Source organism: Pseudoalteromonas sp. 2CM32C (genome assembly GCF_023161925.1).
In the GTDB taxonomy this organism is placed as follows: domain Bacteria; phylum Pseudomonadota; class Gammaproteobacteria; order Enterobacterales; family Alteromonadaceae; genus Pseudoalteromonas; species Pseudoalteromonas marina.
Genome location: NZ_JALNTI010000012.1, coordinates 32,772 through 57,838, shown reverse-complemented (window position 1 = coordinate 57,838; position 25,067 = coordinate 32,772). Strand labels below are relative to the sequence as shown.

Sequence of the window (25,067 nt, the reverse complement as noted above, 5' to 3'; positions counted from 1 at the left end):
AAAAAAGTAAAACAAGACTTTAAAAACAAAATAATCAATAATAATCAAATGGTTAAAGGAAATTTATTTTTGCGATTATATTGGCCTTTGATTTGCAGCTATCTGCTTACATAAATTGTAAGGAGATAGGAATGAGCAATACAGTTAAAACGATTAATCCGGCAACTGAGCAAACCATCGATACCTACACGCTACTTTCTCAACATGAGGCTGAGCAAGTAATCGAAAAATCTCACGAAACATATTTAAAGTGGCGTTTAACGTCATTTAGCGACCGCGCAAAACATTTAAATGCCCTCGCAACACTTTTTGAAGAACAAAAAGAAGCCATTGCTAAATTAATGACCGAAGAAATGGGTAAAGTTTACGAGCAAGGCTTTCAAGAAGTTGAACTATGTGCCGGAATTTGTCGTTATACCGCTGAAAACGGCCCACAAGTTTTAGCGGACGAAGAACGAGACATGGACGGTGGCCGCGCCATTATTAGTTACCAACCTACGGGCGTTTTATTAGGCATTCAACCTTGGAACTTCCCGCTTTATCAAGTTATTCGCTACAGCGTAGCTAACATTATGGCCGGTAACACGACCGTGCTTAAGCACGCAGGTAACGTTTTTGGCATGGCTGAAAAAATCGAAGCCCTATTTAAACAAGCCGGTTTCCCGGAGCATTGCTTTAGCAATTTACTTATTGATGGTAAAACAGCAAGCAGCCTAATTGCCCACAAAGCAATTAGCGGTGTAACCTTTACAGGCAGTGATGGTACGGGTAAAAAAGTAGCCGAAGAAGCCGGTAAACACGTTAAAAAAACAGTACTGGAGCTTGGCAGTAACGATGCTTACTTAGTACTGGATGATGCCGATTTAGAACTTGCCGTTAAAACCTGTGTAACAGGACGTATGATCAACAACGGTGAAACCTGTGTATCAGCAAAACGTTTTGTTGTAGTTGAGTCACTTTACGATGACTTTAAAGCACAAATTAAAGAACAATTTGAAGCGTTAAAAATGGGCGACCCCATGGCCGATGACACAGACCTTGGCCCAATGGCACGTGAAGATTTACGCGACGGTATTCATGACCAAGTCATGCAATCGGTTAAAGCAGGTGCAAATATTGTAACGGGTGGTGAAATTCCATCGCAAACGGGTTACTACTACCCACCTACAATTCTCGATAACTTATCGCCGGGTATGCCCGCATACGACGACGAATTATTTGGCCCTGTCGCTTCACTTATTAAAGCAAAAGACAACGACGATGCTATGCGCATTGCCAACGACTCTCGCTATGGTTTAGGCGGTGGTATTTTTTCAAAGGATGAGAAAAAAGCCATCGAACTGGCTAAAAAGCACTTTGACACCGGTATGATCAACATTAACGGTTACGGGCTTGCACAGCCTAATCTACCGTTTGGCGGTGTTAAAGAAAGTGGCTACGGCCGAGAGCACGGTGGCTTTGGTATGCGCGAATTTGTGAATATTAAAAGTATTATGATTGCCAACGCATAATACAATGCAACATACCTGTTATTGAATAAAATAGCAGCAATAAATATTAAGCCTAAAAGCGAACTGCCGCTTTTAGGCTTTTTTATGCTTAACAAATAAAAGCTCGCTAAGCGCTAATAATCAAAAATAGTTTAGCAAACATACACTGTTACAAATTTAGGGTTTTAAGCCAGCTTAATGGCTGCTAACTTATTTACTACTTATTAAATATTTCATAAAAAGCTGAGTGCCTTAATAGCAAAAGTCTCAATTAAGTAGAGCAGCATAAAGGATTAAATATGAATAAAACGATAAAAAAATTAGTCGTTATTGCAGCGGTTGCATTATCAGCAGGCGCTTTAGCACAAACCTACAATGCATATAACCACAAAAAAATGGCTGCCATTGAATGCGGTGGTGAACAAAACATAAAAAGCGTTACAAGTAAAAAATTTGAATGCATTGAGCAAGCTAGAAAAACACTATAAATGCGACAAAATCTAAGCTTAAAAATCAGATAAAAACCCGAAGGTGACCAAAAAGGCAACGATGAATTCACAATGCAAAGCAGCCTTTACCAAGGTGAGCGCTAGTTTGGGAATAATAAGAGGAAACTTTCCTTTTTTCTACATGCTTAAATAACCTAAATTAAGCATAATATTTATAGATGGCAATAAGTTACACTATTTACTAATAGTAAAAACTCACGAAATGAGGACCTTTTTACGCAAATATGATGAAATTGTCCTTTGATTAAATTGTTATAACTCTAGGAAAGTTTAGTGATGCTGTCATCTATTGTGGATTCATTCGAAAAGCTGACAAGTGTGCAGTCGTATAGTTTTCGAGAGCTGCCTGATGATGTGTCAGCAATAAAGCTACAATTCGGAACTTTCACCTGTGTTTTCAAAGTTGTTGAAGATACTGATGAAGTAGAGATTTTAAATGACGTGGACTTGAGCGAATTTGTAATCAATAAAGACGAAAATGTATTCAGTCGATGTCTAGGGTTAAAGCTATGTTGGGCATGGGAAATGCGAAATAATCAAGGGTATTTTGATAGCGTGAGATTAGAATTTGAAAACGAACAGATAGTTGAAATTGTTGTTGCAGCCAGCTCATTTAGGCAGTATTTAGTAAACGAGTTATAACAAAATTATGAAGACGGATTTGCCACAAAAACGGTGCCAAACCGCTTATCGAAAGCGTTATTTACCCTAGGAGAGTTATGAGGTTTATTCTTTTATTGCTTGCTATATTTCCGTTATTAGCAAGTGCACAAAATGTTGAAACTGAGCATTTTTTAATTCATCTGCCCGATGAATTAAAAGTTCAAAATGATAACTTAAGAAGAATTCTTGCTTTTGGGCCAAATCAGATGCCATTTGTAAGTATTGAATATGGCGCGGGTATAGCAGAGCAGTTTGGAAGGATATCTGAAGAAATAAATCAAAAACTAGTAGGATTTGACTCTGAATTAGTTCAAGGGGAATGTGGCGTCGACTGTATCAGCATGACCGGAGCTGCAGTGGTAAATACGGATGAAGACGACATTTATCTACATTACTATTTAGCAAAATCCAAGACGATTAACTTTGTAATATCGATCGCGTCAACTACTCAGATAGAGGGTGGAGAACTAGATGTTAGTAATATCGCTATACAGATGTTGTCGGGTAAATAACAAACGCTTGAAGCGGACAAAAATGAAGAACAATTTTCGCCGCTTAAGCGGGTGTTAGATGCAAGGAGCATGAATGAAGCCTTTTATCAAATTTGAACAAGTATGGTGTGATGACGATATTACTGAGCTAAGAGTTACGGTTAATAACGGCTACTCTATTTTTTCAAATAAAGTTTATCTTGCAGCTACTGAGTTGGCAGAGCTACATGAAAGCCTATTAAGTTTTCGGACACACTATTATGGTGGCTTAAAAGATATTGACTTTGGCGCTTTCGGTTCTGAATATGCTAATGGTGCTTTTAGTGCTCGGCTTCATTTCCCTAAGCCCGGAAACCTTCATATTTCAACAATGCAACAATCTGAGTTTTTCGACTTTAAAGGCAAAGAGGTAGCAAGCGAGGCTAAAATGTATCTAATTACTGAGCCAGCGCTACTGGATAACTTTATCAACGAGTTAAAAAGTTTAAGTACAATGTCGTGTAAAGAAGCAGAGTTAGTTTGCACCTAACAGGGTAAAAAACAGTTGGTTTTGCTCCTGCGTCGCTAATTTTATCCAACTGATTTTTGTCCGTTATTAGGGCGTTATGTTTACAGGGAGGTTTTATGGAAGCACCATGGAAAGGTGAGAAAGTTACTCCGTTTATTAGAATTTTGGCAATAATATTTATTATTTGTGGACTTTTTGCCTTTTGTAGCTTGTTATATGCATTTTTTGAACGTGGTAATGTTAGTTCTGACAACCTAGATTTTAGGGCTTTATTCGGTATGTTATCAGCTCCTTATTGCTTCCTATTATTTTTAAAAGTTGCGGTAACAGGTCATGCACCAAAATCATGGATTCCATGGAAGTAGTGTAAACATAAAACGGCGTTATGTGTTTAGGATTATTCACAGTAAATTCACGGATTAGGAGTCCAAAATGAAATTTAATAATAAACTCAATCGATCACAACTTGGTGCTTTAACCTTATGTTTAGGTACTTCACTTGGTATGTCTATTTTTGTTGGCAGTTCATCGCCATTCATAGGGTTAATGCTTGGTACAATTACCATCGGTGTTTATGTCATGATTGTCACTGGAAAGTGGAGTGCAAAAAACACATAACGAGCAAATTAACAGGACAAAAAACAGTTGATTTTGCTCCTGCGTCGCTATTTTAACCAACTATTTTTTGCCCGTTATTTGGGCGTTAACTTCATCGGCCTATAGGTGAATTGTTCAATCTAAAAAAGGAATTAGTAATGAAAAAAGTTATATATGGGGCTGCGGCTATTTTATTGCCTACAATCTGTGGTGTTTTAGTTGCTGGAATTGTAAGTGAAAAAAATGGTTTTATAGAAAGCTTTCAAGCATACGGTTTTATTTGTCTACCTATTGCAGCTGTAACATACTTTGCAGGTTTACGGGCAAATAAAAATAAAGTTAATAACTAAAGATAAAGTTAACAAAAATTTAAAGCGGGACTGTGCTGCTAGCAGTTTGCTCGGTTTCGTTTCGCTACACAATATAAGCAAACAATTATTAGCCCCTTAAATGGGCATTATATTTCAGACGAATTGGAGCATTAAATGAATTCAGAAGTTAAGATCGATATATTATTTGCTGGGCTATTATTGATTCCAGTATTGATCCTTGCAATTCCTTATATTAAAAATAAGCTAGTGATCCTTTCACGTGGTAAAGCTTTTTCAATTATCTCATTACCAATATCAGCATATTTAATTTATGACATATCAATTGAAAGCAATGTTTTCGGCTTAGTCGGTTTGTGTGTGGCGTATATCGCTTTCTTTTCTACTTATGCCGCTTCAATATCACTATTGGCTGTTTCAACCAAAAAAGAAGACTTGGCGCAATAAAAATATAACAATGCACTCAAAAGGGTAATCACTCCTCACCCGTTTTAGTAGACACCTCCTCATTACTTTGAGGAGGCTAAAATGCCCAGATATACCCAATCTAGAAAGACATGTTTACCCCGTTAATTTCAAAATCAAAGCAGTCGAACTAAGCTAACGAGACGATGTCATGTCAAAGGACGTTGCCGAGGCGCTAGATATTCATCCTTTAATGCTTAGTCGTTGGCGCTTCGCTTATCCGACCTACACAACCTAATAACAATTACTATTTTTCAAACCTGGGGACTTTTCGCTTATCGGCTTTGCTCATGGTAAGTTCTGCTACTTCTTCTTGCTTTAACTCGTCGGGTTTGTCCTCTAATGACTGCTGACTGGCATTTTCATAAGAAAGCTCGGTAAGCAGCGCAAAGTGGTCTGAGCCATATTTAGCTAAGCGCTCAATACGCTTAACCTTAAAACCCTGGCTATGAAATAGGTGGTCGAGCGGCCAGCGCATAAAAAAGTAACCCGCGTGGAATGTGTTATAAAAGCCGCGACCTTTACGGGGATCTAAAAAGCCACTTATTTGCATAAATAATCGCGTACTGCGCGACCATGCTACATCGTTTAAATCGCCCGCTACGATTGTTGGACGAGTTGGGTTTTTAACTGCTTCGGCAACCATTATTAGTTCTGAGTCGCGTGGGCGCGATGAATCTTCTTCAGTTGGGCTTGGTGGTGCTGGGTGAATAAAGTGCCCTTGCATTTCAAGGCCTTCGTCGTTTTCAAATAAAATATGAATTGAAGGAATATCATCTTCAATGAGCTCACATATTTGCGCATCGAGTAATTTAAATTTGCTGTATAAGTGCATGCCATAGCGATTGTCTTTAGGGCATTCAATATAATGAGGGTAGTTTTTTTTAAGCACCGATAGCTTTTCTTCCCACCAGCTATCGCTTTCAAGTGTAATAAGTAAGTCAGGTTTATGCTGATTCACCAACGCTATTAGTTGCTCACTATTGTGGTTTGACATAAGCACATTAGCCGACATAATTCTTATACTGTGCTCGCTGTTTTTGCTCGCGCTTTGTACTTCTTTTTTTGCAAGCCAAGTATAAGGAAAGATCCACTTACCTTGTAAAACCATAATAATTACAGATGCGAGCGTAATATAAATATAGTGCGTATCACTATTTAGCCATAACAAAAATAGTGAACTAGCAAATATAAAACCAGCAATATATAACACTTGCAAGCGAACAAAATCGCAACTTCTAACCAAGTAGTGCTGGCTGTATGACATGGGTAGTAAAGTTACCAGTAAAAAAAAGCCAGTAGTTACAGCCAACAATGTAAGCATTACTTAAATCCCTTTAAATTAATTTAGCGACTCAAAATTGATAAGATTTCTCGTGTATCGTGTACTAAGTGGATAATTTTACGGTCGATTTCGATACTTACAGTACCATTATTTCTCGAACGTTCAACAACCCTACCACGTTTGTATATATCAACCTCTAAAATATCACCAGTATGGTAACGCTTATTTTTACCTGGCGGAGTCCACCCTGCACGAAGTAGCTGCTTTTTCTCTTTTTTAGAAAGAGAGTTATGATCATGATGCTTGTGCTTTTTATGGCCAACCTTTTTACCTTGGTGCTGGCCATGATTGTCTTTGTTTGGGTTAGCTTGTGCCCCAACAGATGACAGCGCAAGTGTGATGAGTGTGATATAAATAGCTGCTTTCATAAGTATCTCCAGTGCTAAAAGTCATCTAAGACTAACAAGCTAGCATGAACACCAAATGAAATAGCGCTTAAATTTACGGTGTTAACGGTGTTTGTACTGAGTTTTACAATGACTGCGCATAATAGCGGGATCGCGTAACTTTAAGTGCTTAGTTTTACGCCCTGCGTGGCGCTTACGCCACACTTTAAAGCTCCCTTTAGAGATGTGCTCTCGCATAAAAACGACGAGCTGAGGGTATTTTAATCCGTATAGTTGTTCAATAGCCTCGAATGGCGTTCTATCTTCCCACGCCATTTCTATAATGCGTGATTGCTGCTCTGCGTTAAACATGGTGTGTTCCAAAAATTAAATTTATACGCGACTTAAAAGCGCGTAGATCATCAATTTCATCACTCACTTTAAAATTTAAAAATAGCTTATATACTTAAAAGAAAATGGATTTGCTAGTCATGCGTTTTATTTTATTAATCTTCGCTTTAATGGCGTCATCGTTAGCAGTTGCCGAGTCAGGTAAAACATTACGCTGCGTTACAACTCACTACCCGCCTTATACTATTTTTGATGAGCAAAAAAACATTTTTACCGGATCAGACATTGAACTGATAAATTACTTAAATCAAAGCTTAGGCTTAAACATTAAAGTAATACACTTACCTTGGGCACGCGTAAAAAAAGAAATGACCCTTAACTATTACGACTGTTATTTCTCTTTAGCAACAAACACCCTACGTGAAAAGCATTTAGAGTTTACTCAGCACCCTACACATGTGACCAAATTTGGATTATTTGCTTTAGATAAAAGTACCCTAAATAACAAAGACTTTTCTAGCACTAGAATAGCTATGCTCCGAGGCGTTGCCTTACCTAATGAAATAGCTGATAAATACAATATATTGCCTAAAAATATAATGCATACACTTTCAACGTCAGATTCTTTCAAGTTATTAGAAAAAAAGCGTGTTGATTTTATAATCACTAATTATCAAGCTGGGCTTTGGTTTGCAAAAAACAGTGTCGGCATTCACGCTCGTCAGTTCCATGAATCCAGCTTACCTGTTTATATTGCATTTAAGCCGGGTGTAGTCGATATAAATTTAATTGATAAGCAAATAAAGCAATATTACGAACAATAATTTACGGTTATACATGCACTTTAACGCAACAAGTTTAAAAGCCTATAAAAACCACATATCATTTAACCAAGCTATTTCCCCAAACGTTTTAGGTATGTATGAAATATTATTGTTTGCCGCTCATTTTGCCGTTTAGCCAAGCTGTTGTTGCTGATCAGAAAAGTACAGACTCAATTGAAGTTATTACCACCACAGCATCGAGGGTCGAAGCGCTTTCTACACCCCTTCCATTGTCTATTTCTACCCTAACCGAGGCGCAACTTAAGAGCATTGCACCCACTCACATTGAAGAAGCCCTGCAACGCGTTGCTGGTGCTAATGTACAGCGCGGCAATGGACAAGAATATTTGCCTGCGCTTCGCTCGCCAGTTTTGTCTGGGGCTGGCGCATGTGGTGGTGTGCTAACTTTAGAAGATGGTATTCCTCTTCGCGCTGCGGGCTTTTGTAATATTAACGAGCTATTTGAATCGCATAGTGAGATGGCCCAACGTATTGAGGTGTTAAAAGGGCCGGGTTCAGCTTTATACGGCTCAAATGCTGTGCACGGTGTTATTAATGTAATAACACCCGACACAACTCAAGGCGGCGGTTTATTGGGCGTAGATTATGGCTCATATGGCTATGCACGCGTAAAATTACGTGCAGGGCAAGACTATGGGAACAGCGGAATTGGCATAAACGCCAGTATTACTAACGATACAGGGTACCGTGATGATGAAAGTGTTAAACAACAAAAAGTAAATATACGCCATCGTCTAGAGCGCGATAATCTATTGCTCACATCGGGTATAACTTATACACATTTAGATCAGCAAACAGCTGGTTTTATTACTGGGTTTGAAAGCTATAAAAATGAAGATATAGCACAGCAAAACTTCGATCCTGATGCATTTAGAAAGGCAACATCTTTGCGAGCGTGGAGCAATGCAACATGGCAATTAGCCAATAACGATGTACTTTCTACCACTGTGTATATGCGCGATCAAAGTATGGACTTTTTTAAGCACTTTTTACCAGGTACACCGCTTGAAAAAAACAGTCAAACAGGTATTGGTGTTCAATCGCTTTATAAGCACAGTATAAATAACAATGTAACTCTGAACTTAGGCTTAGATGGCGAGTACACCCAAGCCGACTTTTTACAAAGTCAAAACGAGGCAACGCAAGGTTCGGCATTTTTAGTGGCTACCGTGCCACAGGGTAAACATTACGATTACAACGTCAATGCCACACTTTATGCACCATTTGCATCCGTGAATTGGCAATTAAATAAATGGCTATTAACAGCCGGGGTTCGTTACGAGCACATGCAGTACGACTTCACAAATAATATGCTTGCGGGCAGAACAAAAGAAGATGGTAGCGAGTGCGGGTTTGGTGGGTGCCGATACAGTCGTCCTGCTAGCACTAAAAATAGCTTTAGTAATGCCTCACCTAAACTTGGAATAAGTTACCAGTACAACAGTAATAATACGTTTTACGCTAACTTTTCTCGCGGTTACCGAGCGCCACAAGCTGCTGAGTTATATCAATTACAACGCGAGCAAACCACCGCTAATTTAAACCCAGAAATAGCTAACAACGCTGAGTTTGGTATAAAAGGATTATACAGTACATTTAATTATGGCTTATCTGTATATGCTATGAGTAAACACAATACTATTTATCGTGATAGCGACTTTTTCACTGTAAATGATGGCAGCTCTCGCCATCGAGGTGTGGAACTTGAGCTTAATTATCAATTACCCAATAACGTGTCGGTTAACTTTGCAGGTACACATGCCAAACATAGTTACACTAACAACCAAGTTATTAACGGCCTAAACATAAATGGCAACGACATAGATACCGCACCACGCAACATTGCTAATATTGATATTACGTGGCAAGCACGTAACAACACCCAATTTGCACTTCAATGGCATCATGTTGGCCATTACTACACAGACCCTGAGAACTTAAATGAATACGAAGGCCATTCGGTTCTTAGCTTACGCGCCCAGTGGCAAGCAACAAAAAATCTTGAAGTTATGGCTCGTATTATAAATGTGACCAATAAAGCGTATGCAGAGCGAGCTGATTACACCAGTTTTACAGGCGATAGATATTTTCCGGGTAAACCACGCAATGCAATGATTTCAGCATCTTACTCTTGGTAAGCAACTATAAATAGAATGTGGGTTAATGTTAGTTAACCCATTGCTGCAACCACGAAAAAAAACCTTTTGATGACTTAATTTGCGGGTGCTTTTGAGCGTAACGGGAATTAGCAAGCTCCCGTTGCTCTCTGCGTTCTTGTGCTAAGTTAGCCTTTGCTGCAAAGCGTATACGTTGCTCTTGGGTAAGCTCGTCATTGAAATGAATAGCTGAATTTTTTACTGTTCGACTACTTTTTGGTGAACTGCACATGGTTGTATCTCAATAATGTTACTAATTATATGACACGTAATTAGCGACAAAACTTTCAACCTATTCCTAAATTGCGCCAATACATTCAACTTCTACTAAAGAATCAAGCGCTAACGCTTTTACTGCAAATGCACTACGCGCTGGATACGGCGCACTAAAATATTGCGTATAAATAGCGTTAAACGCTTTAAAGTCGTTAATATTGGTAAGCATAACGGTGCACTTTACAATATTGCTCATGCTATAGTTATGCTGCTCTAAAGTGCGTTTAATATTTTCAAGTGTTTGTTTAGCTTCACCTTCAAAACCACCCGCTGCTAACTTACCGGTTTCAGGAATAATTCCTATTTGTCCCGACATATAAAGCGTATTACCGGCTTTTACTATTTGCGAAAATGGTAAGTTTGGAGCCACTTTGGTGGTATTTAAAAACTCAACATTGCTTGAACTAGCATGGGCACTCATGCACATGAATGCGCTTATATATAAAGTGATTAAAGAAGTAGGTTTCATAGTAACTTAACCTTATGGTGTGGTGTCATAAGCAGGAATTTTATGTAAATCGGCCAACCACGTAAGTGCTGACTTTGACCAAATTTGTGCTGAAGGCTTAAATTGCTCTCGCTGATCAACAGCACCTAAACGCAACCCATATATACGATCGATAGGTGACTCATTAGTTGCATAAAGTGATGTACCACAATTGGCACAAAAACCTTGCGCTCGCTTATTGCCACTTTGCGCTGTTTTTACATACTCTTTCGGTTGTCCTTTTGTAAAATCAACCGAATTGGGATCTGCAATTACAACGGCTCTAAATGGTCCACTCGACATCCGTTGGCAATCACTGCAATGACATACTACTACGTTATTATTTTGTGTGGTGGCCTCATAAGTTATATCGCCACAAAAACAGCTTCCTGTGATTTTCATATAATAATCCTCTAACATAGGCCTATAGAGCCTTCATACATCTTTACGTACTACGCTTAAAATACATTGAGTTAGCTTATGACTTTTACTAACTCAATTGTTAGCAGCCTACTTTTTACTATCTAAGTAATCTACAGCGAGCTGGCTTAATGCCTTAGTCCCTACTTTAAACGATGATTCGTCAGCATAAAAATAAGGTGAATGATTACTTGGTACCGTTTTTAAATCTTGGCTACTTGGCGTACCACCTAAAAATACAAAGACACTTGGGATTTCTAATGCATAAAACGAAAAGTCTTCTGCACCTGTAATCTTATTCATTTCCACTACGTTATTTATACCCGCCGCTTTTGCGAGGGTTGGCAGCATTTGCGCAGTAAGCTCAGGGTTATTCACCGTTACTGGGTAACCTTCATGAATATGCACATCGGCAGTTGCTCCCGACGACTTAGCAATATGTGTAGCCGTTGTTTTTATTTTTTCAAAAATCTGTGCTCTATTATTCATATCAAAATTGCGAATTGTACCTACCATTTCAACTTTTTCAGGAATTATATTATTGCGCACTCCACCTGCTATTTTGCCAAACGACACAATTGCGGGCTCTTTGGTTATATTTACTTGGCGGCTCACAATATGATTAACACCCGTTACAATTTGTGCAGCCGCTGCAATAGGGTCAACCCCAGTCCACGGTGCTGAACCATGTGCTTGACGACCATTAACAGTAATTTCAAACCTATCAGAACTGGCCATAGCAGGGCCGCTTCTGTAACCAATTTTGCCGCTGTGTAAGCTCGATGTTATGTGAAGACCAAATGCCACGTCGGGTTTATATTTGGTAAATATCCCCTCTTTGAGCATCAATTCTGCACCGCCTTCCTCGCCAATAGGTGCGCCCTCTTCTGCTGGCTGAAACACAAACATAATATTACCGTGCAGCTCGCTTTTCATATCAGCCAATACTTGTGCTGCGCCCATCAACATGGCTACATGCGTGTCGTGCCCACAGGCATGCATTACACCCACATCTACACCGCGGAAATTTGTGGTTTTGGTTGATTTAAATGGCACATCTGTTTTTTCTGTTACCGGTAGTGCATCCATATCGGCGCGTAGCATTACCGTAGGACCAGGCTTTGCGCCTTTTAAAATACCCACAACACCGGTGTAAGCAATATCGGTTTGTACTTGCATACCTAACGACTTTAAGTGTTTAGCCACAATGCCTGCGGTACGTGTTTCGCGATTACCAAGCTCAGGGTTTTGGTGAAAGTCACGTCGCCATTCAATTACCTGCTGCTCTACATTTTTAACGTGTTGATCAAGGTTTGCCTGCGCGTTAAACGTACCAAGTGCAGCAAAACCTAATGCCACTGAAAGTAGTGATTTTTTCATCCTGTTTTCCTTTATTATTTTAATGAAGCCCAACAACCGATTTAGTATTATAGAAAAGTGCTGTTGAGTTATAGCCTACACCATTTTTAAATACAGTTTCCATATTACGGATAGCCGACACATTTTCTGCAATATTGTCATTTATAATTACTAACCCAGCTTGTTTACCTACTTCAATACTGCCTACTCTATTTCGCTTATTTAAATACAAAAGCCAGCTTAGCAGCTGGCTTTTACTTAACCTAAACCCTTAATTATTTAGCAATATACACGCTATAACTAAGCCCTTTTAAAGTGACCGTTAACTTGCCATTTTGTTGCTCAAGTTGCTCGGCAGCTACAAGGGGGGACAAGTGTTTATAGGGGCTATTAAACTCTATTGTTTGTGGCGTTTTTTCGCTATTAAACACAATAATATATGCCTGATCTGCGCCTTTTACTGTGCGTGAAAACGCAAACATGCCAGTGTTTTCAGCAAAAAATAAGTCGTTGTATTCACCGCGGCGAAGCCCTTCGTGATTTTTTCGTAACTTACTTAATTGAGCAATAGCTTTAAATAATGGGTGCTGCTGATTAAAGTTATCATCAGCCGTTGTTTGGGTAGTGCCTATAAGGTTATTGTCGTTATAGCTTGCAACCTTTGATGCAAACATATCTTCGCGTGCATCAATATCGTGGCCATCGCCTGTAAAACCTTGTTCATCGCCATAGTAAATAACTGGTATACCGCGCGATAAAAACATAAACGCATGCGCTAATTGGCTGCGCTTTAATTTAAGCTCGTCACCTTCTTGATCAAATGTTTGGTTTATAAATAAGCCAGGTCTGCCCATGTCGTGGTTACCTAAAAAGGTCATAAGTAAATCGGCTTGGCTGTCTTCATCTTTGTATAGTGAGTCTTGTGCAAACAGCTCGCTAATGGCGCTTGGGTTCTCTCCTTTAAAAAACACATCGGCCGCTATTTTTTGAAATGCAAAATCAAGCACTGATGGAATTTTACCTTCTGTAGTAAATACACTTAGGTTTTTAGGATTTGGGTCGTAAACCTCACCAAACACATGAAAATTTGGAATGCCTTGCGCCTCAGCGTAATCAATAATAGCGGGTGTAAATGTTTGCCAAAACTCGAGATTTACATGGCGTACGGTATCGATTCTGAAGCCGTCGGGCTTAAACTCTTTTATTAAATTTTGATAAATATCGACCATGCCGCTCACCACCTGCGGATGCTCTGTTTTTAAATCGTCTAGGCCGTTAAAATCACCATTAAGTGAGCTTTCGCCACTAAAGGTGCTGTCGCCTTGATTATGATAATAATCGACATTATTTAGCCACTGTGGGTACTTAACATTTTTTAAGTGCTCTGGAATAAATGGGTTATATGGCTTAGGGTTATTTAGCGCTTTATATTCACAATGCGTTAAACCCGTTTTAAATTGACCGTCTGGCATGTGGCATTCATCGTAACGAATAATATCAGCAGTGTGGTTAGTAATTATGTCAAAAAATACTTTAATGCCTTTTTTATGAGCCGCATCAATTAGTTTTTTTAAAGAAGCATTACCACCAAAGTGCGGGTCAATTTCGCTAAAATCGACAATCCAATAACCATGGTGCGCAACACCCCCGAATTGAATCGCTTGATTGCGTAATAATGGCGTCATCCAAATGGCTGTAACCCCTAGTGCTTCTAGGTAGTCTAGCTTTTGTTCAATACCTGTTATATCGCCACCATGAAAACCACTGGTGGTTGTTAAATTTAACCCACCAGCCGAAATAGCATGCTCTTTGCTACCATTATCGTTTTGCGGATCGCCATTATAAAAACGATCTGGTAATACAAAATAAAATATATCGTCGCGTACATCGCGCTGTAAATAATTATTAGCACTTGCCGTGTTTGCGTTATCGGCCGGTGGTGGCTGATTACTTTTACAAGCCGTTAATACCACGACTGTGCTTAGTAAAAATGTTGTTAGTGTGTTTTTTATCATTTTAGTGCTCCTTTACTAAACTATGGCAGCTCGCAACCTTTTACACTTTCGTAAAGTGCATACCAATGAGCGGCCGTTAACTGTATTTTGCTTACTTGTGCACACGCTTTAATACGCGCTGTGTTAGTAGTCCCTATCACAGGTTGTATGTTTGAAGGATGCCTATTTAACCATGCCAGTACAATGGCTTCTGCACTTGTGCCGTACTGCGCAGCTAAGCTTTGTACTAATTGGTAGGTGTTTTTGATATGGGTTTCAGCGCCGGTTATATCAGCACCCGAAAACAACCCTTGGCTTAAACTTCCCCACGCCTGCAGCTGTATATTTTTGTGCTGGCAAAACTCTATTAAGCCTGGCGTAAAGTTAATATTTGCGCCTTGCACGTTACCAGCATATATCCCCTCTTCAACCCAGTCATTTTTTAATAAGCTCATTTCTACTTGATTCAAAATAAGTGGCTCTGAAAGGGCTTGTTGAATGGCTTTTATTTGATGTTGCTGCATATTAGACACCCCTAAAAAACGTACCTTGCCTTGGCTTTTTAGTTTTTTATAAGTGCTAGCAATTTCCTGTGGGCACATGAGTGGGTCAGGTCTGTGCAAAATAAGTACGTCTAAGTAATCGGTTTTTAGCTGCGCTAAACTATTATTTAAACTGTGTTCTATCCACTGCCCTGAAAGGTCATAACGCTTAGGGCCATGTTCATCTTCAAAGCGAATACCGCATTTAGATTGAATAATTAACTTATCACGGTCGGTACGCGTTTTTAAAACTTCACCAAATACCTGCTCTGCTTTACCAAAAGTATAAATATCGGCATGGTCAAAGTAGTTAATGTTATTTTCAAGCGCAGCCTCTACCACTGTGTGTGCTTGGTGTATGTCGGCTTTGGTTATTGGGTTGTTATTCCAGCCGCCACCCAGGCCCATACAGCCATAAATAAGTTCGCTAGCATTGGGTATAAATTGAGAAATCGGTTTATTGGTCATGAGTAATCGGTATTAAAAAAGAGTGACTTGTAGTTTACCGATTAAATTATTCAACTAAATACTAAAAATAAAACTCATTATTTGTTATAACAAACAATAAAAACACAGTGCTCATTTAAATGCTTAGAGAACATAAAAAATTTGAACGGTTATTTTTATTTAACGAAGTAGCCAAACACTTAAGCTTTTCAAAGGCAGCTTTAGCGCTTGGGATATCCCGGGGGTATTTGTCTGAGCAAATAAAAGCGCTCGAAAAAGAATACCAAAGAGCCCTACTTATTCGTACAACCCGCAGTGTAAAGCTCACCCAACAGGGAGAGCATGTGCTTAGCTGTATGGGAAATATTAAAAGTACATTATTAGAGCTAGAACGCACATTAGCCCATGAACACGAGGCTATTGCTGGCAATATTAGAATTACCGCGCCGAGCCAATTTACCAATAGATACCTGCTCACTATTTGCGAACAATTTAACCAAGAGTACCCTGATGTTAAGTTTAATATAGACTGCAGCTACACCCCTCACGACTTGATACAAAGCAATTACGATATTGCATTTAGATCAACCCTTAATCCACCACAAAACATGATTGCCAAAAAGCTATTTAGTTATAAACAGGTGTGCTGCGCAGCCCCAAGCTATATCGCTAAAAATGGTGAGCCAGGCAGTGTTGAAGATTTATTAAAGCATAGCTGTTTAACCAGCACGCAATTTAGCCTTTGGCACTTTTCCGATAGGGCTATTGAGCTTGAGGGAAAACTAAGTATTAATGATAACCACATGCTTAAAAACCTCGCACTGCAAGGTCAGGGAATTATATACACCCCCGAGTATTTAGTAGATTTAGAAATTAACGCACACACTTTAAAACCGGTATTAACGCAGTTACAGTATCCGCAATCTGATGTGTATTTAATTCACCCTCAGCTAATTAACGAATCTGCACGTATTAGCCGTTTTATTAAATTCACCACCAACTGGTTTAGAAACTAGCTTACCAATTACTTTTATATTGAGATAAATGGTTTACTAAATAATCTACTCAAGCTTTAACTGTTGGGCTTAACAAACGTTGAGACGGATAAAGTAAATCAATAGGTTGTGGGCTTGGCGCGTATTCATTCAATACCTTTACCAGCTGTCCGCTTTTGAGTGCTGAGTTAACGTAAGGTAATTGCGCTATACCCCGGACTGCTGGAGCAAACTCCTTTAAACTTTGTAAGTCTTTAACCTCTATAATCTCCAAGAATTTTACCTTCAGGATTAACTCCAGCACCGCGTGTTAGCTTTAACTGTGTTTAGAGGACAATTAAATTTTTTAAATGTACCCATCTTAATAAAGGTTAGAGTCATAAAGCTATTTGAATTGATAAAAGGGAGGGTTAAACAAGCTCACTAATTTGGTACCAGAAAGGCTAGTTTTTTTACCATTGTGGGAGTAATTCCAGTTTGTTACATGAACGATTAAACCGCTCATGTAGCAATGTTTGCTTATTTTTTAATGCGCCAATTAAACTTAACTTTAGCTAAGCTTTATAAGCGTTTGCATTTTTAATGCTGTTAAAATCATTAAACCGTACATTATGCTGGCGCATTACGTCGAGTATTTTTTTGCTTAACATTTGGCGTAAATAAAAAGGTTGGTTTGGTACAAAGTGATGAATAGTGTGCGTTTTACCAAAATTGAAGCAAAAAAGGTGAAACGGCATAAATAACCGGCTTGTAATTACGTGTGTTTGCTCAAGCATATTATTTACGCCACCGTAATAGTGCATGCTTGATGTGACAAAATTAAGCGAGCTTGAACGCACTATATTAGGCACAATTAAAACAATCATTAAAAATTCAAACACATTTAAAACCTCTAACGCTAGAGCCGGAGTGCTTGCTTCAATGGGTACAAAAAAGTTAACTGTGTGAAATATAATTACGCTATACAAAATAATGAAGTATGTTGTTGTTATCGGAAAGCCCGCATTAAATACGCTAAAAAAACTAAACCCTTTTATTTCTTTACTAAAACGTTTGGCATTAATAACTAAACCAAGCAAACCGTCTACAATAACAAGCACACGCATAAATGGGTTTTTAATACCATTGCCCACTAAGCGTTCTTCGAGATCTTGCTTTGTACCTGATGTTTTATGATGATGTAAATGCATTTTGCGTCTATACCAAGGGCTAATGGTGTTTGGCCTCATTAACCAAACAGTTAACATCATAAAATTATGAATTATAGGCTGATTGCTAAAATACTGTTTATGAATTAGATCGTGTTCAAGTTCATGCGAAATCGAAGCCGCCATAGCTGCCAAAACAATGCAGGCCCAAGCAGGAATAATGGCAAGGTAATACAACACCCCAACACCAATTAAAGCACTTAACGAAAGCAATAATATAACAAGACCAATGGTATTTTGATGAGCAAGCAAAGGGTATTTTTGGCGTAGTACTGCCTCTTCTGCTTTTATGGCTTTAACAATTGCTTGAATATTTTGTTTGGCACTTAGCTGAGTCATATGAACGTTCTTAAAACCGTGTTGTAAACATGATACTTAATTACATTATACGCTAAAACATTTAAGTTGGATTTCATTGTATTTAAGCAAAAAATCAATTTTTAAATGTTAAGCCTAATTTCCTATCTAAAAGGGTTAAATACTTAATATATAAAGTGGTAAGCACTTCAAAAGAGCGTTAATTAAACGTAACAAATGTGGATTTACCTGCATTTACCCTATAATCTATATTATTAATAACATAGCTGTGCGGGAAAGCCTTTAAATTATGAACACTTTTCAATCTATTTATAAAGAAGGCAAATGGCAATCGTCGCTACCTAAAAAATCTGATGCTGCATTAGTATTTGCTTTTGGTGACAGACATGCCATGGCAACATCACACATGTTGTCTCAATTAAAATCATCTTTCCCTGAGGCTGAAATTGTAGGGTGCTCTACCAGCGGAGAAATTCAAGGTAGTGAAATACACGACGAAAGCATAGCGCTGACCGCCGTCCACTTTGAGAAAAGTCATGTTGTTGCCAAGTCAGATAACATTAGTAACTATGCCGACTCAAGCTCTTTGGGCACCGCACTTGTAAATCAATTAGATCATAATGGCTTACGTTATGTGTTTGTTGTTTCTGATGGACAGCTTATAAATGGCAGCGAGCTCATTGAGAGTATTACTGGCGCATTACCTAAAAACGTACTTGTAACTGGTGGCTTAGCGGGTGATCAGGCTCGCTTTAAAGAAACCATAGTATGGCACAATGATAACGTAACTAAAGGCTTGGTAGTTCTTGTTGGGTTTTATGGCGAAAAGTTAAATATTAGCCATGGCACCATGGGCGGGTGGAAACCATTTGGCCCTATACGCGAAATTACCAAATCAACTAAAAATACCCTTTATGAAATAGACCATAGTCCTTCACTGGAATTGTACAAAACGATGCTAGGTGAATACGCTGACGGGCTGCCAAGCTCTGCTTTATTATTCCCGCTATCTATGCAAGAAGTTGGTGAAGAACAATCCGTAGTCAGAACCATTTTAAGTATTGATGAAGATAAAAAAAGCATGACCTTTGCAGGTAATCTTCCTGAAGGGGCTAAATGCCAACTAATGCGCGCAAACTACGAAAATCTAATTGATGGAGCACAACAAGCGGGTGAAGCCGCCATACAAATGATGGGCAGTAACCAGCCTAGCCTTGCGCTTTTAGTGAGCTGTGTTGGTCGACGAATGATACTTGACCAATTAATTGAAGAAGAACTTGAAACAATCGCAGACTTACTTCCCGAGAACTGCACTAGAACCGGGTTTTACTCTTACGGCGAGTTATCGCCTCATGTTCCTTTTGGCCCGTGTCATTTACATAATCAAACCATGACCCTGACCTTATTAACTGAAGACTAAGAGGTTTACAAGTTGCACAAACTGCTAGCACGCCAGTTAAAACGTAGTAAGGTTGATGAAAGCTTTGTTCAAGAGTATACCGATATTATATCGCGGGTATCTGATGCTTATGAACTGAATGAGCGCGAAATTAATATTTTAGAGCGGTCATTATTTATTACGTCTAACGAATTAAACGAACGCAATGATTTACTTAAAAACCAGCTCAATGAGCTTTCAGATACACAGCAACAATTAGAACATTCAATTAGTGTGCTTAACGCAACATTTGACGCTATAGGCGAACAAGTTACTGTGCTAGACCTAAAAGGTAACGTTGTGAGCGCCAATATAATGGCCAGAGAGTTCTTCGAGCGCTTTAATTTAGACGCATATAATTACTTTAGCCAAATAGATAAAGTAATAAAAAAAGGCAACAAAAGCGCCGATATTATCGCGCAATTAAAAGCAGACTCAAAACAGGCATTGAGTGGCGAGTTTGAATCTATCGACGACAAACATTATAGTTACCGCTCACTCCCTCAGCTTAAAAATGGCCAACTTATTGGTCGTGTATTTTGTATTCGTGATATCAGCGTTGAAAAAGAACATGAAGAAATCATTCATTTTCAAGCCTACCATGACGCCCTGACTGGTTTAGCAAACCGTCAATTATTTATGGACCGTCTTGAGCATTCACTAACACTCGCAAGACGCGATGATTCGATGACCGCAGTGCTCTTTTTAGACCTAGACAACTTTAAGCGAGTTAACGACACTGAAGGCCACAAAGGCGGCGACGAACTACTAATCAAAATGGTAGAGCGTATTAACCACCGTTTAAGAGAGCAAGACACACTTGCCCGAATAGGTGGTGATGAGTTTGTAATTCTTGTTGAGCTTGTTAAGTCAAAAAATAATATTGAAAACTTGTGCGAGGCGTTGTTAGAGACAATAAGTAAAGAATTTATTATAAATGGTCGACCTCAATATGTATCATCAAGCATTGGAATTGCGTTATATCCACAAGATGGTATTACGCCCGACTCCTTGCTTAGTAATGCCGACATGGCGATGTATGACGCCAAAAATAATGGCAAAAATGCCTACCGTTTTTATCATAGGAAATTAGAAGCTCATGCCCGTGAACAAATGGATATTGAGCGCGAACTTCGCAAAGCAATAAACAACCAAGAATTAGAAATATACCTACAGCCAAAAATAGGTTTAGACTGCAATCAGATTTTGGGAGCTGAAGTATTGATGCGCTGGTTTACGGCTAGCGGAGAGTCTATACCGCCCGATTTATTTATTCCTATTGCTGAATCAACTGGGCTAATAAAAAAAATAGGTGAGTTTGCTATTAGCTCGGCTATATCGCTATTAGAGCAATGGCAACTAGAGGGCATCGCGCCTTTAAAGCTTGCGGTCAACCTATCAATTATTGAATTTCAGGACGAACATTTTATTGATTACATTATTGAAAGTATTTCAAACTCATCAATTAGTGGCGATCAATTAATTATTGAGTTAACTGAATCTATTTTTATGGAAAATAAAGAGAAGATGAGTAAAACCATGCATAAGCTCAAGCACTATGGTGTTGCGTTTGCATTGGATGACTTTGGTAAAGGTTATTCGTCGTTTAGTTATTTACAGTTATTGCCTATCGATTACTTAAAAATAGACAAATCGTTCTTACAAAATGTCATTACTGATGAACAAAGCGCTGCCATTGCCAAGTGTATTATCGATATTGGTCATAACTTAGATTTAGCTATTATTGCAGAGGGAATAGAGGATCAAGAAACGCTTGATTACGTATCAAAGACTCACTGCGAAATGGCGCAAGGATTTTTTATGTACCGCCCTATGCCCTCTGATTCATTTACAAAGCTAATACGAAAAAACAGCCACGCAAAGTGATATGACTATTTAGAATATCACCTTGAGTGCCGCTCGAGCCTATTAGTAAAACCCCCATTATAGAGTAATTAATTCGTCCATGAAGCTACATCCATCGTTCATCCATGAACTCACTTCGAATAACTGCGAAACTTCGTTTCGGTTTACTCTCACCCAGCGGCCGGGCTTTAACTTATAGCAGCGCACTTGAGTGCCACTCGAGTCCGTCATCACAAATTTTAGACATAAAAAAACCTCTGCTAAATCTAGCAGAGGTTATAAAAAGTGGTACCAGCGGCCGGACTTTAACTTATAGCAGCGCACTTGAGTGCCGCTCGAGTCCGTCATCATAAATTTTAGACATAAAAAAACCTCTGCTAAATCTAGCAGAGGTTATAAAAAGTGGTACCAGCGGCCGGACTCGAACCGGCACTCCTTTCGGAAGGGGATTTTGAATCCCCCATGTCTACCAATTTCATCACGCTGGCATCATTTTTCTTTAACCTTCTAAACACGAGAAGATAAAGAAAAACCACTTTAGAGCTTAGGATTATTTATGTGCCTTCGTCTCTATGCCAAGCATTATACAAACAATAGGGTTAGCAGCAAGCCTTTTATTACATAAGCATGATCAACCGCTTAACATTTAGGCAACTCTTAACATTTAAAAAAATTAAAGCGTCATGTAAATAAAGCACTTTAAAAATACAGATATTATTTAAACCAATAGTTAAATGATACCAACATACTATAGCGCTTAGTATTTTTGCGCTTTTTTGCTAAACTAGCCACACATTAACAGTGAGAGTATTTTTATGTCGGGTGAGTTTCCACGTGCTGGTTTTTGGCGCCGTTTTGCGTCGCTAATATACGACTCTTTAGTCGTCATTTCATTATCTATGCTAACCGCTATTTTGTACTTTGCTGCAATTCAAGTTTTAATTTCTACGGGCCTTATTGAGCAAACCGAAGGTCAAGACCCTGCTGCATTTATAGAGAATTCACCTTTACTAGATGGCATTCGCAGTGCGTTGTTTGTGGGCGTTAATGTTATATTTTTTAGTTACTTTTGGACCAAAAGCGGTCAAACAATTGGTATGCGAGCATGGCGATTAAGAGTACAAACTAACGATGGCAATTTAATTAGTTGGTCGCAATCAGTTATTCGCTGCATGGGCGCGTTACTTGGTTTAGGTAACTTAGTTGTGTTAGTTGATTTTAAAAACAAAAAAGCGTTACAAGATTACTTATCTAAAACAGAGGTTGTTGCTCTTTCAAAAGAAGAGAACAAACGTATATACCGCGAGCTCGATTAATGTATACACACTAATAAAACCTCTAAAAACAAAATAGGGTGACTTACTAGTCACCCTTTTTTGTTTTTAGATATAATCGCTTATACCCGTTTATTCATTAAGTAGGTCGCAAAGCCTATAAAAATAACACTAGGCAGCACGGCGCCAATTATGGCAGGTATTTGGTAAACCATTACCACGGGACCAAATATCTCGTTTGTTAAATGAAATACAATGCCTGTTACAACACCCATAATTATTCGTGCGCCCATAGTTACAGTGCGTAATGGACCAAATATAAAAGAAAGCGCAACCAATAACATAACCGCAACCGACACGGGTTGCATGAACTTTCGCCAAAGAGCAAGATCATAAGTACTGGTATCTTGCTCATTTTGCTCTAAGTAGCTTAAGTACGACCATAGCCCTGTAAACGAAAGCGATTCAGGCTTTACAGATACAACGCCTAACTTTTCAGCGGTTAGTTGCGATGGGTAAAACTCTTCTGGGTGTAGTTCAGTAGTAATTAACTCATCCGTAATAATTACTTTGTTTACATCACGTAAAAGCCATCCATCTTTTCGGCTAATTGCCTCTTTAGCTTTAGTAATTTGAGTAAGTTCAAGTGAGCTATCAAAATAGTACATGTGCAAACCGTTAAGCTTACCGCTTTCATCCACATCTTCTATATTTATGAAGTTATTTCCATCTTTCGCCCAAACCCCTTTTTGTGCGCTAAACACATCTCCGCCATGTATAGCTTGGTTTCGCATTTCTTTTGCACGTAACTGTGCCTCTGGTGCTCCCCATTCGCCAAGCGCCATCATACAAATGGCCATAAACATGGCGGTTTTCATCACCGAACCAATAATTTGCAACCGCGACATACCCGCTGCTTGCATAACCACTAATTCACTATTTGAAGCAAGCGCACCAAGCCCTGTTAAGCCCCCAATGAGCGCAGCCATAGGGAAAAACACCACTAAATCACCAGGAATACTGTACAGCGTATACAGCATGGCGGTAATCAAATCGTAACTACCACGCCCTACCGATTTTAACTGTTCAATAAATTTAATTAGGGTACTGATGCCAACTAAAACCAACAAAGCAAAGCCTGTTGTTTGTAAAATACTGCGGCCTAAATACCAGTCGAGTGTTTTCATCATGAGCTTAACTCCCGCTTAGTGACAACAGCTTTAAGCAAAGCGCCTATTGGGCGGCCTTTAATAATTAATAAGCCACCAATAAATAAGGCACTCAAGTGAATCCACCAAAGCCCAATTGACGCCGGTATTTTGCCATCTTCTATCGCGAATTTTGCGGCATTTAATAAAATAAAATACCCAAGATACAAACTTATAGCGGGTACCAATTTAGCAAATTTACCTTGGCGAGGATTAACCACACTTAACGGCACTGCTAGTAAAGTAAGCAGCGGAATAGAAAGAGGAATAGCGATACGCCACTGCCATTGAGCAATAGACTCAGGCGTATTAATAGCAAGCAACTGATTAGTCGGCACAGCTTCTAACTTACGGCGTTGGTGTTCTATTTCTTGTTCACGAATTTGCACACTGTAGCCATCAAACTCAGTAAGGTTTAATGCTGGTGTTGTTGCGTCGGTTTCGTACCGTTTCCCATCGGTTAACACTAACTGTTGCTCACCGTTTTGCGCTTCAATTACCACGCCTTGCTCTGCGTATACTAGTCGAGCTAATTCATCGTTATCACTATTTGGTAGCTGTGCAACAAACACTTTGTTCAGCTCTTTGCCACCATTTTCAATATTATGAATAAACACCACGGCTTTTTCGTTCCCTGTTTCTTGAAAACGACCGGCTCTTAATGCTGACAGCCCTGCGTCAGCTTTAGCTTGTTCTTTTAATTGATACTCTTGCTCACTGGCCCACGGTGCTAGGTACATAGTTAATGCGCCAGCCAAAAGCGCCAAGCCTGCGCTTGATATTAAAGTTACACGCACTACATACCATTCGCTCACACCACACGCTTTTAATACCGTCATTTCGCTGTCGGCGTAAATACGGCTGTACGCTAAAATAATGCCTAAAAATATACTCAATGGAAGAATTAACGAGGCAAGTTGTGGTAACTTTAACGCAATCATCGACAGCACTAATTGAGCAGGAATGCCTCCCTCTGATGCGTCACCTAAAATAACCACCAGCTTTTGTGATAAAAAAATGGTCATTAAAGTTAAAAATACGGCGACCTGCGATTTTAAAACCTCAGCGGTCAAATAACGAAAAATAAGCAATGCTCGCCCCTGTTAAACTTAGTATTTCACTACAATAGTGAGTGTCGAATAGTTAAATAGCTATTTTGC

Annotated in this window: 29 protein-coding genes, 1 tRNA gene and 1 pseudogene; 16 read left to right on the top strand and 15 right to left on the bottom strand. The window is 39.0% G+C overall.

Annotated features, from left to right (window positions below; genetic code table 11):
* Positions 1-131 precede the first annotated feature (131 nt).
* From MTF67_RS16930 to MTF67_RS16885, 10 genes and pseudogenes are all read left to right on the top strand, one after another.
* Positions 132-1,511 (top strand): NAD-dependent succinate-semialdehyde dehydrogenase, encoded by a 1,380-nt coding sequence (locus MTF67_RS16930; protein WP_248520198.1) that lies wholly within the window; start codon positions 132-134, stop codon positions 1,509-1,511.
* A gap of 278 nt (positions 1,512-1,789) precedes the next feature.
* On the top strand, positions 1,790-1,978 hold the full coding sequence (locus MTF67_RS16925) for a hypothetical protein (RefSeq protein ID WP_006793677.1): 189 nt from the start codon (positions 1,790-1,792) through the stop codon (positions 1,976-1,978).
* 297 nt (positions 1,979-2,275) lie between these two features.
* Positions 2,276-2,641 (top strand): DUF6334 family protein, encoded by a 366-nt coding sequence (locus MTF67_RS16920; RefSeq protein WP_248520233.1) that lies wholly within the window; start codon positions 2,276-2,278, stop codon positions 2,639-2,641.
* Between the two features lie 77 nt (positions 2,642-2,718).
* A complete protein-coding gene (locus MTF67_RS16915; protein WP_248520197.1) occupies positions 2,719-3,174 on the top strand; it encodes a hypothetical protein in 456 nt (151 codons plus the stop codon).
* A 73-nt stretch (positions 3,175-3,247) separates the two neighbouring features.
* Entirely contained in the window at positions 3,248-3,682 is a 435-nt protein-coding gene (locus MTF67_RS16910; RefSeq protein ID WP_248520196.1) for a hypothetical protein, read from the top strand.
* A 95-nt stretch (positions 3,683-3,777) separates the two neighbouring features.
* Entirely contained in the window at positions 3,778-4,026 is a 249-nt protein-coding gene (locus MTF67_RS16905; RefSeq protein ID WP_058430243.1) for a hypothetical protein, read from the top strand.
* Between the two features lie 67 nt (positions 4,027-4,093).
* Complete coding sequence (locus tag MTF67_RS16900; RefSeq protein ID WP_006793680.1) at positions 4,094-4,279, top strand: hypothetical protein; 186 nt, start codon at positions 4,094-4,096, stop codon at positions 4,277-4,279.
* Between the two features lie 137 nt (positions 4,280-4,416).
* Positions 4,417-4,608, top strand: a complete 192-nt coding sequence (locus MTF67_RS16895; RefSeq protein ID WP_006793682.1) for a hypothetical protein — start codon at positions 4,417-4,419, stop codon at positions 4,606-4,608.
* Positions 4,609-4,743: 135 nt separating this feature from the next.
* Positions 4,744-5,034, top strand: coding sequence for a hypothetical protein (locus MTF67_RS16890; protein ID WP_243531551.1), 291 nt, complete (start codon positions 4,744-4,746; stop codon positions 5,032-5,034).
* Between the two features lie 81 nt (positions 5,035-5,115).
* Positions 5,116-5,263: pseudogene (locus tag MTF67_RS16885) on the top strand (transposase); the annotation flags it as partial.
* A 36-nt stretch (positions 5,264-5,299) separates the two neighbouring features.
* On the opposite strand, the gene MTF67_RS16880 reads toward MTF67_RS16885, so the two are convergent.
* The 3 genes from MTF67_RS16880 to MTF67_RS16870 all read right to left on the bottom strand — a co-directional run bounded on the left by MTF67_RS16880 (position 5,300) and on the right by MTF67_RS16870 (position 7,095).
* Positions 5,300-6,376 carry an endonuclease/exonuclease/phosphatase family protein gene (locus MTF67_RS16880; RefSeq protein ID WP_248520195.1) on the bottom strand — a complete coding sequence of 359 codons (1,077 nt, stop codon included), beginning with the start codon at positions 6,374-6,376 and terminating at the stop codon, positions 5,300-5,302.
* Between the two features lie 23 nt (positions 6,377-6,399).
* Entirely contained in the window at positions 6,400-6,765 is a 366-nt protein-coding gene (locus MTF67_RS16875; RefSeq protein ID WP_008126494.1) for a hypothetical protein, read from the bottom strand.
* A gap of 81 nt (positions 6,766-6,846) precedes the next feature.
* Positions 6,847-7,095, bottom strand: coding sequence for a TIGR03643 family protein (locus tag MTF67_RS16870; RefSeq protein ID WP_006793686.1), 249 nt, complete (start codon positions 7,093-7,095; stop codon positions 6,847-6,849).
* A gap of 119 nt (positions 7,096-7,214) precedes the next feature.
* On the opposite strand from MTF67_RS16870, the gene MTF67_RS16865 reads away from it, so the two are divergent.
* Both MTF67_RS16865 and MTF67_RS16860 read left to right on the top strand, forming a co-directional pair.
* Positions 7,215-7,898, top strand: a complete 684-nt coding sequence (locus MTF67_RS16865) for a transporter substrate-binding domain-containing protein (RefSeq protein ID WP_058430237.1) — start codon at positions 7,215-7,217, stop codon at positions 7,896-7,898.
* A gap of 98 nt (positions 7,899-7,996) precedes the next feature.
* Complete coding sequence (locus MTF67_RS16860) at positions 7,997-10,057, top strand: TonB-dependent receptor (RefSeq protein WP_248520194.1); 2,061 nt, start codon at positions 7,997-7,999, stop codon at positions 10,055-10,057.
* A gap of 28 nt (positions 10,058-10,085) precedes the next feature.
* Here the strand turns inward: MTF67_RS16860 and MTF67_RS16855 are convergent, their stop codons facing one another.
* From MTF67_RS16855 to MTF67_RS16825, 7 genes are all read right to left on the bottom strand, one after another.
* Positions 10,086-10,307, bottom strand: coding sequence for a hypothetical protein (locus tag MTF67_RS16855; RefSeq protein WP_248520193.1), 222 nt, complete (start codon positions 10,305-10,307; stop codon positions 10,086-10,088).
* 66 nt (positions 10,308-10,373) lie between these two features.
* Complete coding sequence (locus MTF67_RS16850; RefSeq protein WP_248520192.1) at positions 10,374-10,820, bottom strand: Rid family detoxifying hydrolase; 447 nt, start codon at positions 10,818-10,820, stop codon at positions 10,374-10,376.
* Positions 10,821-10,832: 12 nt separating this feature from the next.
* The gene (locus MTF67_RS16845) at positions 10,833-11,240 is read right to left on the bottom strand and encodes a GFA family protein (protein ID WP_033019588.1); all 408 of its coding nucleotides are present in this window, start codon (positions 11,238-11,240) and stop codon (positions 10,833-10,835) included.
* Between the two features lie 108 nt (positions 11,241-11,348).
* Positions 11,349-12,638 (bottom strand): M20 family metallopeptidase, encoded by a 1,290-nt coding sequence (locus tag MTF67_RS16840; protein ID WP_248520191.1) that lies wholly within the window; start codon positions 12,636-12,638, stop codon positions 11,349-11,351.
* Between the two features lie 19 nt (positions 12,639-12,657).
* Positions 12,658-12,849: a hypothetical protein gene (locus MTF67_RS16835; protein ID WP_039038435.1), complete on the bottom strand. Its 192-nt coding sequence runs from the start codon at positions 12,847-12,849 to the stop codon at positions 12,658-12,660.
* Between the two features lie 43 nt (positions 12,850-12,892).
* Complete coding sequence (locus tag MTF67_RS16830) at positions 12,893-14,632, bottom strand: alpha-amylase family glycosyl hydrolase (RefSeq protein ID WP_248520190.1); 1,740 nt, start codon at positions 14,630-14,632, stop codon at positions 12,893-12,895.
* Between the two features lie 20 nt (positions 14,633-14,652).
* Entirely contained in the window at positions 14,653-15,621 is a 969-nt protein-coding gene (locus tag MTF67_RS16825) for an aldo/keto reductase (RefSeq protein WP_248520189.1), read from the bottom strand.
* Between the two features lie 119 nt (positions 15,622-15,740).
* On the opposite strand from MTF67_RS16825, the gene MTF67_RS16820 reads away from it, so the two are divergent.
* Entirely contained in the window at positions 15,741-16,616 is an 876-nt protein-coding gene (locus tag MTF67_RS16820; RefSeq protein WP_006793696.1) for a LysR family transcriptional regulator, read from the top strand.
* Positions 16,617-16,665: 49 nt separating this feature from the next.
* On the opposite strand, the gene MTF67_RS16815 is transcribed toward MTF67_RS16820, so the two are convergent.
* The gene (locus MTF67_RS16815; RefSeq protein ID WP_248520188.1) at positions 16,666-16,869 is read right to left on the bottom strand and encodes a LysR substrate-binding domain-containing protein; all 204 of its coding nucleotides are present in this window, start codon (positions 16,867-16,869) and stop codon (positions 16,666-16,668) included.
* 280 nt (positions 16,870-17,149) lie between these two features.
* A complete protein-coding gene (locus tag MTF67_RS16810; RefSeq protein WP_248520186.1) occupies positions 17,150-18,142 on the bottom strand; it encodes a fatty acid desaturase in 993 nt (330 codons plus the stop codon).
* Between the two features lie 268 nt (positions 18,143-18,410).
* Here MTF67_RS16810 and MTF67_RS16805 point away from each other — a divergent pair, with 268 nt between their 5' ends.
* Both MTF67_RS16805 and MTF67_RS16800 read left to right on the top strand, forming a co-directional pair.
* Positions 18,411-19,541, top strand: coding sequence for an FIST N-terminal domain-containing protein (locus MTF67_RS16805; protein WP_248520185.1), 1,131 nt, complete (start codon positions 18,411-18,413; stop codon positions 19,539-19,541).
* Positions 19,542-19,553: 12 nt separating this feature from the next.
* On the top strand, positions 19,554-21,446 hold the full coding sequence (locus tag MTF67_RS16800; protein ID WP_006793700.1) for an EAL domain-containing protein: 1,893 nt from the start codon (positions 19,554-19,556) through the stop codon (positions 21,444-21,446).
* 382 nt (positions 21,447-21,828) lie between these two features.
* On the opposite strand, the gene MTF67_RS16795 is transcribed toward MTF67_RS16800, so the two are convergent.
* Positions 21,829-21,913: transfer RNA gene (locus MTF67_RS16795), tRNA-Leu, on the bottom strand.
* A 327-nt stretch (positions 21,914-22,240) separates the two neighbouring features.
* On the opposite strand from MTF67_RS16795, the gene MTF67_RS16790 reads away from it, so the two are divergent.
* Positions 22,241-22,741: an RDD family protein gene (locus tag MTF67_RS16790; RefSeq protein WP_006793701.1), complete on the top strand. Its 501-nt coding sequence runs from the start codon at positions 22,241-22,243 to the stop codon at positions 22,739-22,741.
* A gap of 80 nt (positions 22,742-22,821) precedes the next feature.
* Here the strand turns inward: MTF67_RS16790 and lptG are convergent, their stop codons facing one another.
* Positions 22,822-23,889, bottom strand: coding sequence for an LPS export ABC transporter permease LptG (gene lptG, locus MTF67_RS16785; protein WP_008131921.1), 1,068 nt, complete (start codon positions 23,887-23,889; stop codon positions 22,822-22,824).
* Positions 23,886-24,998 (bottom strand): LPS export ABC transporter permease LptF, encoded by a 1,113-nt coding sequence (gene lptF, locus MTF67_RS16780; RefSeq protein ID WP_248520180.1) that lies wholly within the window; start codon positions 24,996-24,998, stop codon positions 23,886-23,888. Before lptF ends, lptG begins: the two co-directional genes overlap by 4 nt.
* Positions 24,999-25,067: the final 69 nt, after the last annotated feature.